The following is an 18,833-nucleotide window of genomic DNA, read 5'->3' on the forward strand; positions in this document are numbered from 1 at the left end:
CTGTGTCTCGACTTAAGCCTGGCCTGGAATATTGTTGCTTGCCACTTTATCTGTTTGCGCTGCACGGAAATCTGCAACATTTTTTGCGATTTCTGGACGGGTCAAACCCAGAATTTGCGCGGCCATAATGGCAGCATTGGTGGCACCGGCAGGACCAATCGCCAAGGTACCGACTGCAATACCTGCTGGCATTTGCACAATAGACAGCAATGAATCAACACCGTTTAAAATCGAAGATTTCACCGGTACACCCAAAACTGGAAGATCAGTTTTCGCCGCACACATCCCCGGTAAATGCGCTGCACCACCTGCACCGGCAATAATTACCTGAATACCACGATCACGCGCTTGCTCGGCATATTCAAACAGGCGGTCTGGGGTACGGTGTGCAGAAACAACTTCGGCTTCAAATGGGACACCAAGCTGCTTGAGCATATTGGCAGTGTGTTCGAGAGTTGCCCAATCTGATTGAGAACCCATGATAATACCTACGAGAGGAGTATCTTGTGCAGCAGCCGCATTCATTGCAAATTTTCCAGAGATTAAAGTGAGAAAAGATAAATCTCGACGAGAGAGCCAAGCTTGAATAGGAGTGCGTATTATAGACTGAAAATTCAGCTTCATAAAATTTAACGGTCAAAGCAAGGCTCGATTTTTCTTGTTTTTTTATCGAATTTTCAAAAACTGGAATAAAAATAGGGGAGTAGCCGCAGTTACAACTATTTAGGAACTGCGGAATACAAAATAGACACATCCACACAGACATAAAGCAGCCCAGAGATAATCCAGTTTAAAAGGCTGCTTAAACATGAAAATCATAAAAGGAACAAAGACCAGTAAGGTCACGACTTCCTGGGTAATTTTCATTTGACCGACTGCGAGTCCTTGCTGCGCCAGTAATTTGGTCGCCGGAATCATCAGACTATATTCAAACAGGGCAATGGCCCAGCTGAACAAAATCGCTTGCCAGAGCGGTGCATCATGCGGCAAAAATTTTAAATGCCCATACCAGGCCAGGGTCATAAAACAGTTGGCAATTACCAGAAGAAATAAAGCCGGCAGCATTTGCATGCACTCTGCAAAAAAGTCGAACTTATTTTACGGTTTATTTGGCGAAAAGATATTGCATCGCTTTGAAATTTTCTTTGAATTTATCCGTGAAACAGGATTTAAAAAATCCCACAACAAGGCCAGAATTTTCACTATCTTTTCAGCTAAAGCCTTGCTATCGTTGCTTGCAAATTGAATAAATCATGACAACAGCACCAATATAAAGTGATGGGTCAGACAGGAACGGAGTAAAGTAGATGCATCTGCATATTTTGGGTATTTGTGGCACCTTTATGGGCTCGTTAGCGCTACTTGCACGCGATCTGGGCCACCAGGTAACAGGTTCAGACCTGAATGTGTATCCACCCATGTCGACCCAACTTGAAAATGCGGGCATCACTTTAATGCAGGGTTATGACCGCAGTCATTTACAGCCTCATCCGGATCTGGTAATCGTCGGCAATGCCATGAAGCGTGGTATTGATGCAGTCGAATATATGCTGAATGCAGATCTGCCTTATATTTCAGGTCCGCAGTTCCTGGCTGATCATGTTCTGCAAGGTAAACACGTGCTGGGTGTCGCCGGAACACATGGTAAAACCACGACCACCACGATGCTGGCTTGGGTACTGGATCAAGCCGGTCTGGAGCCAGGTTTTCTGATTGGCGGTGTGCCATTGGGCTTTTCGGAAAGTGCGCGTCTCGGTGGTGGGAAATATTTCTGTGTCGAAGCCGATGAATACGATTCTGCTTTCTTCGACAAGCGTTCCAAGTTCGTGCATTACCATCCAAAAACCGCAATTTTAAATAACCTGGAATTTGACCATGCCGATATCTTTGATGATCTGGCCGCAATTCAAAAACAGTTTCATCATTTAGTTCGTACTATTCCAAGTGAAGGCCGGATTATCGCGCCGATTACTGAAAGCAATATTGATGAAGTGCTGGAGCAGGGCTGCTGGACGCCTGTAGTGCGCACCAGTCTGGATGCCAACGAAAAATCTGAACTTTATGCAGAACAATTGTCAGCAGATGGTTCACATTTCAAAGTCCTGCAACAGGGCGTTGTCAAAGGCGAAGTACAGTGGAATATGACCGGGCAGCATTCGGTGGCCAATGCCTTGGCCACCATTGCCGCTGCTGAACATGTTGGCGTATCAATTGAAACCGCCTGTGAAGCGCTGTCGAATTTTGGTGGGGTGAAACGCCGTATGGAACTGTTAGGCACTGTTCGTGGTATCGAGGTTTATGATGACTTCGCCCATCATCCGACGGCGATTGATACGACCTTAGAAGGCGCGCGCAAACGCCTGGGTGAACGCAAACTCTGGGCGATTATTGAACCGCGCTCCAATACCATGCGCATGGGTAGTCATAAAGATGGCTTGGCTCATTCAGCACGTCTGGCCGATGAAGTGATCTGGTATCAACCGGAAGGCCTGGACTGGGATCTGCAACCGGTCATTGAGGCTGCGCCAAACAAAGCCAAAGTTGCACGCACACTGGATGACATCATTCAGACCGTGGTGGCAGAAGCAGGTGAGGGCGATGCCGTAGTAATTATGTCGAATGGCGGTTTTGGTGGTTTGCATCAGAAGCTGATCACTGTTTTACAAGCATAAAACAGATTTAAGTGAAGTGAAGAAGCCCGCCTAGCGGGCTTTTTTTAGCATATTAAAACCTTGCTTCAGCAAAAGTGAACAGTTGTTCTGATCCTGCAATCCTATGATTTAAACATTGACCCAAAGAGCAGATTTATCTCTAAACTATCTCGGATGATCTTTTGTTGCAATCTGTACACAAGACTGATTGCAGCGCCATATTACTCAAGGCACAATCGAGAAGAACACAGGTATCTATAGGCCTGAAAGCCAGATCATGAATCAGCCCATCGCTGTCACTGTATAAAAGCAATCGAGGCGTTCATTATTCTCGCTGAGTCAGGTCATTCTCATTCCTCACTCCATTAGGAGATGTGTCATGACAACGATGAAAGCGATGGTCTATTACGGCGCAAATGATATCCGCTTTGAAGACCGCCCAGTTCCCACCATTTTGCATCCCGGCGATGCCATCATTAAACTCGAAAAAGTCACCATCTGTGGTACCGACTTGGGTATCTGGAAAGGTAAAAACCCGGAAATTGAGCAGGAGGCCACACGAAAAGAGGGCAGCTTTAAGGGGCGTATTTTAGGTCACGAAGGTATTGGCATTGTGGAAGAAGTCGGTTCCGCCGTTCAGAACTTCAAAAAGGGCGACAGGGTCATTATTTCCTGTGTCAGCCGCTGCGGGACCTGTGAAAACTGCCAGAAACAGCTGTATGCACATTGCCGCAATGAAGGCGGCTGGATCATGGGTTATATGATTGACGGTACCCATGCCGAATATGTACGCACGCCCTTTGCCGATACCTCACTCTATCATTTACCTGAAGGTCTGAATCAAGATGTGGCCGTATTCCTCTCAGATATCCTGCCAACTTCACATGAAATTGGGGTGCAATATGGTGATGTCAAACCAGGCGACAACGTGGCGATTGTCGGAGCAGGGCCAATCGGCATGAGCTGTCTGCTCACCGCACAGTTCTATTCACCTGCCAATATTATTATGGTGGATATGGATGATAATCGGCTGGAATTTGCCAAGACTGTCGGCGCGACGCATATCATCAACTCTGCCAAAGAAGATGCCATTCAAAAGATTCTAGAGATTACCGATGGACGCGGGGTCGACTGTGCCATTGAAGCAGTGGGGGTGGAGCCTACCTGGAATATTTGCCAGCATGTCGTGAAGGAGGGCGGGCATATTGCCAACGTCGGCGTACATGGTAAACCGGTGAGTTTTGAACTGAACAAACTCTGGATTAAAAACCTGACCATCACCACCGGCCTGGTGAATGCCAATACCACAGGGATGTTGCTGAAAACCTGCTGTTCCGGCAAATTGCCCCTAGAAAAACTGGCGACCCATCATTTTAAATTTTCCGATTTTGAAAAAGCCTATGATGTCTTTAAACATGCCTCTGATGAAAAGGCCTTAAAAGTCATGATTGACATGACCTAATCCACATCAGACAAAAAAGTCCGCCATGCGGACTTTTTTATTTTCAGCTTTGATCCATCAGATCAAAAATAGGGGACATAACCACGCTGCTTATAACCTTTTGGCGATGCCAGACTGGCCTGATTTTCTTCCAGGCGATACAGTACTTTGAGGAATTCGGCAATTCCTGACTGCTGTAAAGCATGCGGATCAAATTGCTTCAAACCTAAACGTGAAAATAAAGAAGAAATTTCACTGTGTTTATGCACATATTTCATTGACCATTCCGAGAAATGGGAATGCTCTACCATCGCATCTGCAAAACGCAAGATATTGTGATGGCGGGGATCCCGACAAATGCTTTGAAATAAACTTTCCACTACTTCAGCCTGACCTTCAAGGCACTGGAAAAATTTGCCATGGGAATAATACAACACCCCATGAATCTGATGCTGAAGATTGAACTTCCGGGCAGTGGCCAAAATATCACTCAAATCTTGTAACAACTCTTGTTCAGATTCTATGCGTTCACTGGCATAGCAAAGCTGTAGCATCATGCCATCTCACTAGAGGGAAGAATTAAAACCACAATTTAATCAATAATTTTAAATTAAGTCGACCATTTTTTAAGCAAATATCCGTTTTTGCTTACACGGTTTTCAGTTTGCATTTCTGGACTAAACTTTTAACAATAGTGCCTAAATTATTAAACGAATATTTTCATACACCTACCATGAACATGAGGATCACTTGATGTTAAAAGATCTGATTTTAACCCTCGCCTTGTTATGTGTGTGTTTTATCCTGATCATCACTTTAAATGACTGGCAATTCAGCGCTCAAACCAATCTGCTGATCAGTTCAATTTTTATTAGCTGGACGATCTTGAAATTTGTTGGGCATCGTATTTATTTTCATGCCAGTTACCTGCTGATTATGGCAATTTTAGTGATGCTGCAACAGTTTGAAGAAATTTTCTGGGCGATGACCGGGGTGATGGCAGGTTTCGGTTTATATACCCTGTTACAGGTTATATTGATTCCTGCCTTGAAAGAAAGATTGCATTTATCTTTCGGGAAATCCCCTTGGATGGTTAAATAGTCGTTGCCGCGACATCTGCCAGACTACGGTCACGTTTAAACATGACATCCACATAGGAACATTGCGGGATGATGGTTAAACTTTTTTCACGGGCAAAATCGACCAGTACATCCAGCATTTTTCGGGCAATACCTTGGCCACGCAAGGAATCATCGACCCAGGTATGATCGGCAATGATGACTGCATCGCCCCGCCATTGATAAGTGATCTCGGCCAGGCGGCGTCCTTGATCTTCCATAAAAAATACACCACCGCGTTTTGAATCTTGATATTTGATTTCCATACGAATCTAAACCTTTGTTGTCATTTTTAAATTATAAAACATCATTAAAGCGAGGCTCTCGCTCGAACACAGATTTGGCAAAAGAGCATTTTGGAATAATCCTGATGCCGTGTTCACGGGCAAAATTCACAGCGGCCTCGATCAGATAATACCCGACGTGCTGTCCGCGTAGACTGTCATCGACCCAGGTGTGTTCAATCACTAATTGATCTTCATTTACTCTGGAATAACTCATTTCTGCCAGACGTTTTTCATTTGGCTCTACGAACCATAAACCTCCAGTGTCCTGTTGCTGATGCTCGATCAACATACCGATCCTCTCCTTGTTTTTAAGCCAGACTGACATATTTTTCCCTGCTCTATTGTTAGATTTCTTTTAAAGGATTGTGAATCTGTCCTTCTGACCAATACCGCATTTTGCTCAACAGGTTTAAACTGCCGGCCGGTTCTTTTTATCAGATATGTATGTCCAGCTCTTCTTCCACCTCCTCGGTGACACGTCAATGGGTCTGTGTGATTGCTTTAGCCTCTGCTGCCTTTATTTTCAATACCACCGAATTTATCCCGGTGGCGCTATTAAGTGATATTGGCGCAAGTTTTTCCATGTCACCCACTCAGGTCGGGTGGATGCTGACGATTTATGCCTGGGTCGTGGCGCTGCTTTCTTTGCCAATGATGTTACTGACCAAAAATATTGAACGGCGCTTTCTGCTGATGGTTTTATTTGCGGTGTTTATTTTCAGTCATGTGCTGTCCTATTTTGCCTGGAGCTTTAGCATTCTGGTGCTGAGCCGAATTGGTATTGCCGTGGCGCATGCGCTGTTCTGGTCAATTACGGCGTCGCTTGCCGTGCGGGTTGCGCCAAAGGACAAAGAGTTTCAGGCACTGGGCTTATTGGCTACCGGTACCGCCATGGCGATGGTTCTGGGAATTCCCTTTGGCCGGATGGTCGGGGAGGCCTATGGCTGGCGCAATAGTTTTGCCTTGATCGCAGTTGTGGCGAGCGTAGTCTGCGTACTGCTGGCCAAAACCTTACCTTTATTACCAAGTGTCAATTCAGGTTCACTCAGCAGTTTAAAGAGCTTGCTGAAACGTCCCAGCCTGATGCTGGTCTTTGCGCTTACCGTGCTTGTGATTAGTGCGCAATTTACCGCCTATAGTTATATTGAACCCTTTACGCTGAATATTGCGCAATTCAGCTCTGCGCAGACCACCAGCTTATTGCTGATTTATGGTGGTGCGGGCCTGATCGGCTCTTATGTATTTGGCCGTTTTGCACCGCATTTCCCCCGACTCACCATTCCGCTATTTACACTCGGGCTAGGGATCTCGCTACTGTTATTGCTGCCACTGTCTCAGGGTGTATTTCAGCTTAATAGCTTGGCGTTAATCTGGGGCATCAGCATTATTGGGTTTAGTCTGGCTCTACAAGCCAAGACCTTAAATCTGGCTTCTGATGCAACCGATGTCGCCATGGCAATTTTTTCAGGTCTGTACAATGTCGGGATTGGCGGCGGTGCCTTACTCGGCGGTCTGGTAACGGCACATATCGGATTGCATAGTATTGGCTGGGTGGGAGCCATTCTGGCGAGTCTGGGTTTTCTGATCAGCTTATATCTAATTCAGCGTCCGGATTTCTTAGGTAAGAAAGCGCCTTGAAGCATGATTTTTGTAAATGAAATTGTAGTCTTAGCAAAAATCTGTCATGCTTGCTACACATTGAGCCATCGCTCAAACAAAATTTAGTTTGAACAAGGGGAGTAGCCTCCTCCAAGCGTTTAAGAATGAAATTTCAATTTTTAGGCGTGTCAGAATATCGTCATTACACTTTGCAAAAAGTCGGTATCTGAGCATCTTGAAGTCACACTTTATATAAAAAAGTGGAACAGTAAGATGTAGGCAAGACCTTGATCATGTTGTTATAGATGTTTTTCATCTGGCAACTGGTCAAGGTTTTTTTATGGCCAGTCGCCCGATGTGGAGAATTCACATGGAAACCATTGGTACGCTCTGGCTGTATCTTGTCTTTTTCGCGATTGTCGCAGTCATGCTGGTAATCGATTTTGTCGGCTTTAAGCATCAGCATGGTCAGGAAGTTAAAGTCCGTACCGCTGCATACTGGAGTATTGCCTGGGTCAGTGTCGCGACTTTATTTGGTGGCGGCTTATGGCTGTATCTGGAACAGACCGCAGGCACGGCAATTGCCAATGCCAAGGTCATGGAATACTTTGCCGGTTATCTGCTGGAAAAATCCCTGGCGATTGATAACGTCTTTGTTTGGCTGATGATCTTCGCGGCCTTTGCCATTCCACCCGCACTGCAACGTAAACTGCTGTTATATGGCGTACTGGGTGCGATTGTACTCAGAACCATCTTTATTTTTATTGGCGCCTGGTTTGTACAGGAATTCTCTTGGATTCTGTATATCTTCGGTGCGTTCCTGGTGTATACCGGCTTCAAATTCCTGCGTGGTCAGCATGAAGAAGACAGCAATATTGAAGATATGGCGATTCTGAAATGGCTACGTAAACATATGCGTATTACCCCGCAACTTCAGGGCGACAAATTCTTTGTCCGTCAGAATGGTTTGCTCTGGGCAACGCCGTTGTTCTTGGTCCTGATCCTGGTTGAAGCCTCTGATGTGATCTTTGCCGTCGATTCTATTCCAGCTATTTTTGCCGTCACCACCGATCCCTTTATTGTCCTTACCGCAAACCTGATGGCGATTTTAGGCCTACGCGCGATGTTCTTCCTGCTCTCGGGCGCAGCCTCAAAAATGCATTATCTGCCTTATGGTCTCGGGATCATTCTGGTCTTTATCGGCTTTAAAATGCTGATGCTGGATGTGTTCCATATGCCGATCTGGATTTCTTTGAGCTTTATTGTGATTGTCCTGACTGTGACCGCGATCTTGTCGATTCGTCATAGCAAGAAATATAACGAAACCACCCTGTAAAAAGTAATCATCAAAAAAGCCTGCATCAGCAGGCTTTTTTTTATTGTTCTATCAGGGATAATTTGGGCCATTTTTGCAAAAACTGTTTGCTCAGCATGCGTTGTTCAAACACGGCATAACTGACTAAATTCGGATTCCAACGCAGCTTTAACTCAAATAAATCTGCTAAACCGAAAGGAGCAATCAACTCCAATTCATCATCTTTCAGGCGCAGTGCCAAGGCCGTGACAGTTTCTGGCCATAATGACAGCGCATGACTAATTGAAGTTAAAGGCTCAATATTTTCATTTTGATCGGTACGATACCACTCATGTACAAAGGCTTGATTAGTCACATCCCAACGGATATCTGGAAAATACTCTTTTAACCGATCTGCAAGTTGCTGTTCTATAACGCGAGCCTGCTCATTTTCATCATAGAAAATCACATCGACCTCAGTATGATTTATTTCATATTCCCATCCATGTAAATGCGCCCAGATCACATGACGTAACACACCCGCTGCGACATAAGCGTCAGAGTGTAATTGTGCTAACTGATGCAAGATGCGCATTAATGTCGGCTGCGCACGTACGATCTGTTGAAATTGATCATAATAATTGGATGGGGTCATAGAAGAATCTGGATCGCTATTTAAATATGAATGTTCATACAAACATGGCAATTTTTTCAGCTACAATCAATCGAAAAAATTAAAAGCGTAGGTTTAAAATGTCTTCTGTAATTGCAACGACAGCGATCCGTGGTCGCTTCCTCGATATTCAGAATACAGTTGCCCAAGCACGTGATATACACGACCAAGTGCGATATGTAGAAGATGGTTTAGTCATCATTCACGAAGGTAAAATCCAGTGGTTTGGTCCTTGGCGAGAAGGGCACTCACGACTTCCTACCGACCTTGAATTACAACACTATCCAGATCAACTGATTGTTCCCGGATTTATCGACACCCATATTCATTTCCCGCAAACGGAAATGGTCGGGGCTTATGGTGAACAACTGCTGGAATGGTTAAATACCTATACATTCCCCACTGAAATCCAGTTTCAAGATGCATCCTATAGCGAAAAAATTGCCGAATTTTTTGTGCAGGAATTGCTTAAAAACGGCACCACCACTGCCCTGGTCTTTTGTACCGTTCATCCTGAATCCGTAGATGCTTTATTTAATGCCGCAACCACACGCAATATGCGTTTGATCGCAGGTAAAGTCCTGATGGATCGTCATGCACCGGAAGCGCTGACGGATACAGCAGAAACGGCTTATATTGACTCTAAAGCGCTGATTGAAAAGTGGCATGGACAGGGGCGGAACCTGTATGCGATTACCCCACGCTTTGCACCAACTTCAACACCTGAACAATTACAAAAAGCCGGGCAGCTCAAAGCCGAATATCCGGACGTGTATGTACATACCCATTTAAGTGAAAATAAAAATGAAATTGCTTGGGTAAAAGAACTTTTTCCTGAACGTGAAGGTTATCTGGATGTGTATCATCATTATGGTTTAACCGGCAGCAAATCCGTTTTCGCGCATTGCGTGCATCTGGAAGATGAAGAGTGGGATTGTATGCATCAGACCGACTCAGCCATTGCTTTCTGTCCGACCTCAAATCTATTCCTGGGTAGTGGCTTATTTCCCCTGAAAAAGACCTGGGACAAAGGGGTCAAAGTCGGCTTAGGCACAGACATTGGAGCAGGAACATCATTTAATCAGCTGCAAACCCTGAATGAAGCCTATAAGGTGCAACAGTTGCAGGGTGAAAAACTTTCTGCCTTTGAAGCCTTATATCATGCCACTTTAGGCGGTGCCAAAGCCTTGAGTCTGGATGATCGCCTGGGGAACTTTAATATTGGCAAAGAAGCCGACTTTGTGGTGCTGAATCTCAATGCAACTGCCTTACAGCAGTTACGCCAGAGCAGAGCTAAAAATATTGAAGATGCATTTTTTGCACTGACCATGCTTGGCGATGACCGTAATATTGCAGCCACCTATGTCTATGGAGCAGCCGTTTATGTCAAAGCAGCAGCCAGTGAATAAACCGAAAAAATCCCGCCGTCGCCAATACTTGATCCTGTCTGCAATGGCACTGGGCTGTGTTTTTTTATTGAAACGCGATTCAACAGCGGCTAAAAAATGATTACATTTACCGCCAGCAAAACAGGTGCATCTCTGCTAGGGATGTATTAAAATTGCGACGTATTCAGGTGTTGCAGGTCAACACCTTTTTTATTTTGCTATTTTTACTTTTTAGGTATCTACCCATGACCGTCCAAATGAGCGTAATGATTTCCGCTGAAGAAATTCAAGCTAAAGTCAAAGAGCTTGGTGCTCAAATCAATGCACACTATGCCAATAGTGACAAAGAACTTGTGCTCATCGGTTTATTACGTGGTTCAGTGATTTTTATGGCTGATTTATGTCGTGTGATTTCAAAACCGCATGAATTGGATTTCATGACTGTGTCCAGTTATGGCGGTGGCACGGTATCGTCACGTGATGTAAAAATCCTGAAAGATTTAGACGGTGAAATCCGTGGTAAAGATGTGTTAGTCGTTGAAGATATTATTGATTCAGGCAACACTTTAAGCAAGGTACTTGAAATCCTGCAAACCCGTGAACCCAATTCGATTCAACTGTGTACTTTGGTAAGTAAACCATCGCGTCGTGAAATCGATTTGAAGGTCGAATTTATGGGCTTTGAGGTTGAAGATAAATTTATCGTGGGTTATGGCTTAGACTATGACCAGAAGTACCGTCACCTGCCATTTATTGGTGAAATCGGTCTTTAAAATCAGGTTAAAAAAAGTGGCATAAGCCACTTTTTTTATACTTCAAATAGAGAGAAAACCGGGAACAAAAAATAACATCTCGTTTCAGGATTCAACTTTTTATGATCCTGACTTTGTTTCAAGATGATTAAACAGATGTGAAAACAAAGACATGATAAGAAGGAGTATGCATATGTGGACAATTATTGTGGCGATCGTCATTGGTTTTGTAGCAGGTCTGATTGCACGTGCCATTCACCCGGGTAATGACAAGGCAGGCTTTATCATGACCACCTTGCTGGGTATTGCCGGCTCCTTATTGGCGACTTTTGGTGGCCGTATGCTCGGTCTGTATTCGGCAGATTCCGCAGCAGGTCTGATTGCTTCCGTGATTGGTGCTGTGATTATTCTGTTTATTTATAATATGGTCACCAAACGCCGTACAGTCTAAACCATTCAGATGTTTTTGAGGTTGATTTGACGACCTGAATAAAAAAGCACCGGAAAGGTGCTTTTTTATATTGAGCGACTGATAGCTTTATTTAATTTTTTTATAAATTGAATTCTTTAAAGATCTGCTCAATCTGCTCTGCCGGATAGGCACCCATCACTTTAAAACCATTGGAAAAAATAATCGCAGGTGTACCATTTACCCCCATAGACTGAGCCAGTTTTTTATTCCGCTCAATCGGATTAGCACAACTTTTTTTCGATTTAGGTTGAATCCCTTGAGCAATCAGATCTTCCCATGCCTGAGCTGGATTAGACGCGCAATACACCTGTTTTGAAGGAGCCACCGACTGGGGTTTTAAAGGAAGAATAAAGGTATAAATGGTCAAGTCATTCAGTTTTTTCAGCTCTAGCTCAAGCTTTTTACAATACGGGCAATTTGGGTCAGAAAAGATCGCAATCTGACGTTTACCCGTACCTCTTACACTTTTCACAGCATCCTGAAGCGGTAATTTTTTCCAGTCGATACTATTTTGTTTCAGCATTAAATCACGGGTCAGATTATATTGATCCTGAATCCGCAGCATCGGGCCGGCAATCAGATGCTTGGCATCTTCATTCAGATAAACCACTTGGCCCTGCATGGAACCGCTATAGATACCTTTCATCTCGGTGGTCTGAATATTTTCAATTTTTAAATTGGGACTGTTTTTTGCCAAGTTAGCTTGTACCGTATCAATATTGGCAAATGCAAAGCTTGAAACGAATGTACTTAAACTAATGATCAGTGTTTTTTTTAACATGAATGTTCTACATGAATTGGATAAGAATATGCTTTGATTCTAATCGCTCTGCTTTTAAATTTCTCAAACATTTATGTTACTGTTTACACTCAGTTAAATAAGCTCATCATGTTTCACGTGGAACACCATGTATAGCGTTATATTTAACTCCAACATATCTAGAAATAACATCAATATTCATAATAAATAACTATTTTATATAATTAAAATATTTTAAATGATAAATATCTTACTCATTCAACCTTGACCGATTTTCTGCATCCATTCTAAACTGCAGACACTTTTTATTTTCCTCGCTACGCCCTGACATGGATTGGCCAAGGATCAACACTATAACGGCATTTTCATGACAATAACGACCAGCTGGCGACCGTTCTTGATGGTCAGCCTGGCTTTAATGATGGGAACGATTGGTACTGCTTTGGCCAGTCCGCTTTATCCGATTTATCAACAGCTTTGGCATTTGCTGCCCAGCCAGATCACCTACATTTTTGTCGCCTATATGTTTGGCTGTCTCTCGACCTTGTTGTTTTTGGGCAGAACCAGTAACAGCATCGGATTTTTACGGACCCTGCAAATTGGTCTGGCCCTGATCACGCTGGGTCTGATCATTTCCGTTTTTGCCCAGAATGCACTGATCCTCTCGATTGGCCGTTTTATTATTGGGATTGCCTCGGGCCTGATGACCACTTCTGCCATGATGGGTTTAATGCATACCATCCCGGAAAGCCATAAGCACACTGCACCGCAACTGATTTCAATCATTACTGCAATGGGTTTTGGTTTGGGACCTTTGGTCGGTGGCGTGATTGCGCAGTTTTCCGCTGCGCCTTTGGTGATGCCATATTTGCCGATTATTCTGGGTGCCGTATTGTGTCTGATTGGCCTGTTCTGGATTAAAGCACCCAAGTTTGAGGTGCAGCCCTTTAGCATGGCGCCTAAACTGCAACGACCTGAAGCCCAGTTTCATCGTGTGTTTATGATTATTGCAGTGACAGCTTTTAGTGCCTTTGCCGCCTTTAGCCTGTTTGCTTCCCTGTCGCCATCCTTTGTCCGAAATATTTTACCTTGGCATGGCCCTCTGGTCAGCGGACTGGCCATTACCAGTATCTTAGTGGTTTCAGTGATCGTGCAGTTTATAACCAAAGCGGTCGCAGCGTCTAAATGTCTGAATATCGGCCTAATGATGATGTGCTTGAGCCTGATGGTTTTGGCGCTATGCATGTATTCAAAAATCAGCCTGCTATTTTTTATCAGTGATATTTGCTTTGGAATTGGTCATGGTTTTACTCTGATGGGTGCTTTTGCACTGATCCATCAAATGACCAGCTTAGACAATCGTGCAGCAGTGATGTCGACCTATCTGTTTATTGCTTATCTGGGCACTATTGTTCCCATCATTGCTGTGGGTTACCTGGCCGATCACTGGGGGCTGGATTTCGCTGTGATCAGCTTTTGTATCGCGATCAGTCTATTGTGTTTTGCGCTGTGGTGGGCGTATCAAAAATCCCGCCTACCAGCCTAAAAAAAGCCCTCAATTGAGGGCTTTTTTGATATTTATTAAATAATTATTTACCAATACAGAACGATCCGAATATCTTGCCCAGCAGGTCATCTGCACTGAAATCACCCGTGATTTCGCCCAAAGCATTTTGCGCCAGACGCAAGGACTCTGCCACCAGTTCCCCCGCGTTATATACCACCAGCTGTTCACGCGCTTCAGCCAAATAGAGCTGAGTGCGCTTCATTGCGTCTAAATGACGGGTACGTGCAATAAAGGTATCTTCTTCAGGCTGGAAGCCTGCATGGGCTGTAATCGCTTCTATAAGCGCTTGTACGCCAGTTTCCTGCTTGGCAGACACTGCAATATGCCGGAAACCATTTAAATCGCCAATCACGGCTTCAGCACCGGTCAGGTCGCATTTATTGCCAATCAGCATTAAACGTTTCGGTTCTATATGTTCAGCAAAATATTCCTGAGCAAGTTGCAGCGGATCTTCGCCCTGACTTAAGTCATAGACCAAGAGCAATAAATCGGCCTGTTCGATTTCTTTAATCGCGCGGCGAATCCCTTCTTTTTCCACGATATCGCCAGTTTCACGCAGGCCCGCAGTATCAGTCAGGGTAATCGGCAGACCATTTAAAGTAATCTTTTCATGCAAGACATCACGGGTGGTGCCGGCAATATCAGTCACAATTGCGCGTTCAATTCCAGCCAATGCATTCAGCAACGAAGATTTACCGGCATTCGGTTTACCCGCAATTACGACTTGTAAACCTTCACGTAACAACTGACCTTGACGTGCGGATTGCTGTACTTGAGTGACGGCACTGGATACGCCATCTAGCAGATTTAAAATCTTGCCATCTGCGAGAAAATCAATTTCTTCTTCCGGAAAATCAATTGCCGCTTCCACATGCAGACGCAGGTGAATCAGCTGCTCAAGGACTGCATTGACTTTGGTCGAGAAAGCCCCTTGTAAAGAACGCACTGCAGAACGTGCAGCCGCTTGCGAAGTTGCATCAATCAGGTCGGCAATCGCCTCGGCCTGCACCAGATCCAGCTTGCCATTCTCAAAAGCACGCATCGAGAATTCACCGGCCTTGGCTGCAGTGGCGCCCAGCTCCAGTAAACGACCAAGCAGAGCATTTTGAATCACCGGCCCGCCATGACCTTGCAGCTCGACCACATCTTCACCGGTAAAAGAGTTTGGATTCGGGAAGCAAATCGCCAGTCCTTCATCCATGACTTCGCCGGCCGCATCATAGAACTGGCGGAAACCGGCAAAACGGGCTTTAGGCAGCTCTTTTTGTGTCAGTTGCTGGGCAATTTCATAGGATTTCGGGCCTGACAGGCGAATCACCCCAACGCCGCCACGTCCTGGTGGAGTTGCAATCGCAGCAATAGTTGTGGTTCGGTTGAGCATAAAATTTACCTGCAAAGACTCAAAAGTACAGCCAAAAAAAATCCGCCTAAGATTACCATCTTAAGCGGATTTATTCAGCCTATCCGTACAACTTAGTTGACTGGAGTAACCTCATCACGTTTCGCGCGATCTTTGGCAACAGACTTGTTAATCAAAGTTTGTTGCAGAATCGTGATCAAGTTGTTGACGATCCAGTACAGAACCAAGCCTGCCGGGAAGAACAACAAGAATACGGTAAAGATAATCGGCATAAACTTGAAGACTTTTGCCTGCATTGGATCCGTCGGTTGTGGATTTAACGACTGTTGGATATACATCGTCAAGCCCATCAACAACGGCAGAATGAACCAAGGATCCATTGAAGACAAATCCTGAATCCACAGCATCCATGGCGCATGACGCAGTTCCACAGATTCCATCAATACCCAGTACAAGGCCAGGAAAATCGGCATTTGTAATAACAGTGGTAAACAGCCGGCAAGCGGATTGACCTGTTCACGTTTGTACAATGCCATCATTTCTTGAGAGAAGCGCATGCGATCTTCACCGAACTCTTCTTTCATGCGTTGCATTTCTGGCGCAATCACCCGCATTTTCGCCATAGAGCGATAGCTCTTCGACGACAATGGCCACAGGATCAGTTTCACCAGGATGGTCAACAGAATAATGGCCCAGCCCCAGTTACCCACCAGACCATGGAAGAACTCAAGACCGACAAACAGTAATTTCGCAATTGGCCATAACCAGCCATAATCAACGGTCTGGTTTAAACCCGCAGCCAAATCTTTCAGTTCTGACTGGATTTTCGGACCTGAATAGAAGGTCGCATCAATTTCAGCCACGGTACCTGCTGGTACATTAAACGTTGGTGAAGTAAAACCGATGATGTTCATGTTATCGGTTGATTTGCGTGATTCAAGCTTGGCGCTATAGGCTTCGCCATTGCCTTGAGTCAACTTCAGCTGACCTGGAACCCATGCACTGACAAAGTAGTGCTGTACCATTGCCACCCAACCACCTGTCGCTTCAGTACTGACTTTTTCTTCAACAAAGTTGTCGAATTTAAGCTTGTTGTACTGCTCGTCCGGGGTACCCCATGCACCGCCCAGGAATGTTCCCAGCGTGAAGATCCCCTGATCAGATTTGCCTGGATCTTCCGAGTTATCGCGTTTGATCTGACCGAACATCTGACCTTGCCAGGTCTGGCCACTGCGGTTAACCACTTTATGGTTCACCACGACCGGATATTCACCTTCAGTGAAATTGAAGGTCTTAATGATCTCAATCCCGTCAGCGGTTTTAAACACTAGCGGTACAGACAATACTTTCAGGTTTTCACCATCTTTGGATTTGACTGTTTTCGCATCTGCCAGGGTATAAGCAGTTTTTTCCAGCTCATACATTGGACGGCCGTTACGGCTGCTGTCCGGTCCATTCAGACCGATCAGGCCAGACTGGGCGACATAAGTACGTTTCGCATCGCTTTCCAGCATGACGAAAGGTTCATCGCTGTCTTTGTTCTTGTCATGATTGAGTAATTCAATACGAACAATATCACCACCCTTCGGATTGATCCAAAGATGATAAAGGTCGGTTTGTACTGAAATAAGCTGCTGACTTACAGGTGCTGTGGCATCCGTGGCTTGCTGTGCTGGCACATTTGCTTGTGGCAGATCAGAGGCAACTGTAGCCGTCTGACCATTTGGCAAATCTGCAGATACGTCATGCGAAACAACAGCAGTTTCCTGCTGCGGTTTTGTTTCAGCATTTCCATAATCTTTTTGCCACGCCAAAATGAGCAAATATGCGACAACAAACATGGCTCCGAGAATTGCAATCCTGGCCCATTGTTGCATATGTATTACCCCAAGTGGTGAGAGTGATTTTGGTTCAATAAACGATCACGAAAGGGTACAGCAACGTGAAGCGTTTGAGAATCTATTTGCTGAAATGAAATAAAACGAATCGCTTTTGAGGGAACAGGATCATATCCCGAGCCCCCCCACGGATGACAACGGCAAATACGTTTAGTAGCCAGCCACACTCCACGCCCAGCGCCATGCATCTGGACTGCTTCCAAGGAATATTGAGAACAAGTTGGAATATAACGACAGCGCGGTCCAAGAAGAGGACTAATCGCAATCTGATAGAAACGGATCAACCAATGCAGTAAACGTACCATTGGCCAACTCTACTTTTGTGGGGAGGGGGCTATTTTTGAATGCTTTTTGGCGAGACGGTTCAGTTTCTGCCAGGCAAATTGTAATTGCTGGTGCAATTCTGCATTAGGCACTGCTTCAACACCCATTTTCGGCATGATTACAATGTCTAAGTCATCTAATTGCTGTTGATGCAGGCGAAAACTTTCGCGAGCAAGTCGTTTTACTCGATTTCTTTCGTGTGCACGTCGCACTTTCTTCTTGGCAACAACTAAACCCAAACGGCTATTTGGCAGTTCGGAATGTTTTGCAAGAAATAAGAAATGGGGTTGATGCACTTTAAAAAGCGCACCATCAAAGACACCTTTATAATCGGCAGCACAGCGTAATCGCAACTCTGTGCCAAAACTATAAAGTTTTGTCATAACACCCGAAATCGTCTTAGCGTAACTGATTAAACAGTTAAGCTATGACGACCTTTTGCACGACGGCGAGCTAATACTTGACGACCAGCTTTAGTAGCCATACGAGCACGGAAACCATGAACACGCTTACGCTTTAATTCAGACGGTTGGAATGTACGTTTCATATTGAAACTCCAAAAAATGATCTTTCTATGAAGGTCCGCGATTTTAGTGCTCATTGCTTGAGCTGTCAATGCAAAAGCGGTTTTCTTTTCAAATAAGATCAAAAAAGATAAAGATAAGATCAAAAAAGATAAAGATAAGATCAAAAAAGATAAAGACCTTGGTTTTTCAGAGAACTGAATAAAAAATAGTTCAATTCAAGTTAATCACAAATTAAGTTATTGTTATATAAATATATATAAGTTATAAACAACTCTATCAACAAAGTTATCCACATGTTATCCAGATTTTAAATTTAACCTGTGTTTTTAAATTTAAATTTGAAGCTTTCTGAGTTATCCACAAAAATCAGTGATCTTATAAATAAATTCAAATTTATAAATTTAAATTTATTACTATTAGGGAGCACTTTTTCTATGGATAAGCCACTTTTTATTTAATTAAACATAAACTTATATTGTGGATAAAACTGTTTCTATTAATTTTATACTTTGTGGATAACTTTGTGATATATTTTATCCACAGCTTGCGGATAAACTTATCCACACTAGGTTTTAAATTTAAATTTATGCATGGTGATTTCTTTTTGCACAGTTTTTGTGGAAATTGCCATGACAGATGTGGATAACTTGGTTAGAATGGCGACCCGCTTTTGGTCGCGGTCATCTTTTTTGAATGAACAATGGAATGAATAGGGGATTCAC

The 18,833-nt window shown here is 44.2% G+C and carries 22 protein-coding genes; 10 read left to right on the top strand and 12 right to left on the bottom strand.

The genetic code is table 11. The annotated features are described in order from the left end of the window. Nucleotides 1-12: 12 nt before the first annotated feature. A complete protein-coding gene (gene purE, locus PYW33_RS15100) occupies nt 13-525 on the bottom strand; it encodes a 5-(carboxyamino)imidazole ribonucleotide mutase (RefSeq protein WP_004647147.1) in 513 nt (170 codons plus the stop codon). 198 nt (nt 526-723) lie between these two features. After that, nucleotides 724-1,065, bottom strand: a complete 342-nt coding sequence (locus PYW33_RS15105; protein ID WP_004647146.1) for a DMT family protein — start codon at nt 1,063-1,065, stop codon at nt 724-726. Nucleotides 1,066-1,307: 242 nt separating this feature from the next. Here PYW33_RS15105 and mpl point away from each other — a divergent pair, with 242 nt between their 5' ends. After that, nucleotides 1,308-2,672, top strand: coding sequence for a UDP-N-acetylmuramate:L-alanyl-gamma-D-glutamyl-meso-diaminopimelate ligase (gene mpl, locus PYW33_RS15110; protein ID WP_004647145.1), 1,365 nt, complete (start codon nt 1,308-1,310; stop codon nt 2,670-2,672). A 358-nt stretch (nt 2,673-3,030) separates the two neighbouring features. Next, on the top strand, nt 3,031-4,113 hold the full coding sequence (locus PYW33_RS15115; protein WP_004647143.1) for a zinc-dependent alcohol dehydrogenase family protein: 1,083 nt from the start codon (nt 3,031-3,033) through the stop codon (nt 4,111-4,113). Between the two features lie 62 nt (nt 4,114-4,175). On the opposite strand, the gene PYW33_RS15120 is transcribed toward PYW33_RS15115, so the two are convergent. Beyond that, on the bottom strand, nt 4,176-4,649 hold the full coding sequence (locus PYW33_RS15120) for a BLUF domain-containing protein (protein WP_004281912.1): 474 nt from the start codon (nt 4,647-4,649) through the stop codon (nt 4,176-4,178). A 196-nt stretch (nt 4,650-4,845) separates the two neighbouring features. Between PYW33_RS15120 and PYW33_RS15125 the strand changes: the two genes are divergently transcribed. Continuing rightward, complete coding sequence (locus PYW33_RS15125; RefSeq protein WP_004647142.1) at nt 4,846-5,193, top strand: hypothetical protein; 348 nt, start codon at nt 4,846-4,848, stop codon at nt 5,191-5,193. Here the strand turns inward: PYW33_RS15125 and PYW33_RS15130 are convergent. Beyond that, nucleotides 5,186-5,476, bottom strand: a complete 291-nt coding sequence (locus PYW33_RS15130; RefSeq protein ID WP_004647141.1) for a GNAT family N-acetyltransferase — start codon at nt 5,474-5,476, stop codon at nt 5,186-5,188. The genes PYW33_RS15125 and PYW33_RS15130 overlap by 8 nt on opposite strands. Nucleotides 5,477-5,507: 31 nt before the next feature. Beyond that, nucleotides 5,508-5,786 (bottom strand): GNAT family N-acetyltransferase, encoded by a 279-nt coding sequence (locus tag PYW33_RS15135; RefSeq protein WP_004647140.1) that lies wholly within the window; start codon nt 5,784-5,786, stop codon nt 5,508-5,510. Between the two features lie 155 nt (nt 5,787-5,941). Here PYW33_RS15135 and PYW33_RS15140 point away from each other — a divergent pair, with 155 nt between their 5' ends. Next, complete coding sequence (locus PYW33_RS15140; RefSeq protein WP_004647139.1) at nt 5,942-7,135, top strand: sugar transporter; 1,194 nt, start codon at nt 5,942-5,944, stop codon at nt 7,133-7,135. Nucleotides 7,136-7,466: 331 nt separating this feature from the next. Continuing rightward, nucleotides 7,467-8,432, top strand: a complete 966-nt coding sequence (locus PYW33_RS15145; protein ID WP_004647138.1) for a TerC family protein — start codon at nt 7,467-7,469, stop codon at nt 8,430-8,432. A gap of 40 nt (nt 8,433-8,472) precedes the next feature. On the opposite strand, the gene PYW33_RS15150 is transcribed toward PYW33_RS15145, so the two are convergent. Further along, on the bottom strand, nt 8,473-9,045 hold the full coding sequence (locus PYW33_RS15150) for a nucleotidyltransferase family protein (RefSeq protein WP_004647137.1): 573 nt from the start codon (nt 9,043-9,045) through the stop codon (nt 8,473-8,475). A gap of 98 nt (nt 9,046-9,143) precedes the next feature. On the opposite strand from PYW33_RS15150, the gene guaD reads away from it, so the two are divergent. The 4 genes from guaD to PYW33_RS15170 all read left to right on the top strand — a co-directional run bounded on the left by guaD (nt 9,144) and on the right by PYW33_RS15170 (nt 11,654). Continuing rightward, nucleotides 9,144-10,472 (top strand): guanine deaminase, encoded by a 1,329-nt coding sequence (gene guaD / locus PYW33_RS15155; protein ID WP_004647136.1) that lies wholly within the window; start codon nt 9,144-9,146, stop codon nt 10,470-10,472. Beyond that, nucleotides 10,447-10,572, top strand: coding sequence for a hypothetical protein (locus PYW33_RS15160; RefSeq protein WP_004647134.1), 126 nt, complete (start codon nt 10,447-10,449; stop codon nt 10,570-10,572). Before guaD ends, PYW33_RS15160 begins: the two co-directional genes overlap by 26 nt. Nucleotides 10,573-10,696: 124 nt before the next feature. After that, nucleotides 10,697-11,224: a hypoxanthine phosphoribosyltransferase gene (gene hpt, locus PYW33_RS15165; RefSeq protein ID WP_004647133.1), complete on the top strand. Its 528-nt coding sequence runs from the start codon at nt 10,697-10,699 to the stop codon at nt 11,222-11,224. 172 nt (nt 11,225-11,396) lie between these two features. Beyond that, complete coding sequence (locus PYW33_RS15170) at nt 11,397-11,654, top strand: GlsB/YeaQ/YmgE family stress response membrane protein (RefSeq protein ID WP_004281926.1); 258 nt, start codon at nt 11,397-11,399, stop codon at nt 11,652-11,654. Between the two features lie 100 nt (nt 11,655-11,754). Here the strand turns inward: PYW33_RS15170 and PYW33_RS15175 are convergent, their stop codons facing one another. Continuing rightward, nucleotides 11,755-12,456, bottom strand: a complete 702-nt coding sequence (locus PYW33_RS15175) for a DsbC family protein (RefSeq protein ID WP_004647132.1) — start codon at nt 12,454-12,456, stop codon at nt 11,755-11,757. Between the two features lie 346 nt (nt 12,457-12,802). On the opposite strand from PYW33_RS15175, the gene PYW33_RS15180 reads away from it, so the two are divergent. After that, nucleotides 12,803-13,981, top strand: coding sequence for an MFS transporter (locus PYW33_RS15180; protein ID WP_439709100.1), 1,179 nt, complete (start codon nt 12,803-12,805; stop codon nt 13,979-13,981). Nucleotides 13,982-14,024: 43 nt separating this feature from the next. On the opposite strand, the gene mnmE is transcribed toward PYW33_RS15180, so the two are convergent. The 5 genes from mnmE to rpmH all read right to left on the bottom strand — a co-directional run bounded on the left by mnmE (nt 14,025) and on the right by rpmH (nt 18,131). Continuing rightward, nucleotides 14,025-15,383 carry a tRNA uridine-5-carboxymethylaminomethyl(34) synthesis GTPase MnmE gene (gene mnmE, locus PYW33_RS15185; RefSeq protein WP_004647130.1) on the bottom strand — a complete coding sequence of 453 codons (1,359 nt, stop codon included), beginning with the start codon at nt 15,381-15,383 and terminating at the stop codon, nt 14,025-14,027. Nucleotides 15,384-15,475: 92 nt separating this feature from the next. Next, entirely contained in the window at nt 15,476-17,239 is a 1,764-nt protein-coding gene (gene yidC, locus PYW33_RS15190) for a membrane protein insertase YidC (RefSeq protein ID WP_004281930.1), read from the bottom strand. 5 nt (nt 17,240-17,244) lie between these two features. Further along, nucleotides 17,245-17,565, bottom strand: a complete 321-nt coding sequence (gene yidD, locus PYW33_RS15195; protein ID WP_004281931.1) for a membrane protein insertion efficiency factor YidD — start codon at nt 17,563-17,565, stop codon at nt 17,245-17,247. Between the two features lie 9 nt (nt 17,566-17,574). Continuing rightward, complete coding sequence (gene rnpA / locus PYW33_RS15200; RefSeq protein ID WP_004281932.1) at nt 17,575-17,967, bottom strand: ribonuclease P protein component; 393 nt, start codon at nt 17,965-17,967, stop codon at nt 17,575-17,577. 29 nt (nt 17,968-17,996) lie between these two features. Further along, a complete protein-coding gene (gene rpmH, locus PYW33_RS15205) occupies nt 17,997-18,131 on the bottom strand; it encodes a 50S ribosomal protein L34 (RefSeq protein WP_000831329.1) in 135 nt (44 codons plus the stop codon). Nucleotides 18,132-18,833: the final 702 nt, after the last annotated feature.

This window comes from Acinetobacter lwoffii (genome assembly GCF_029024105.1).
GTDB classification, from domain to species: domain Bacteria; phylum Pseudomonadota; class Gammaproteobacteria; order Pseudomonadales; family Moraxellaceae; genus Acinetobacter; species Acinetobacter lwoffii.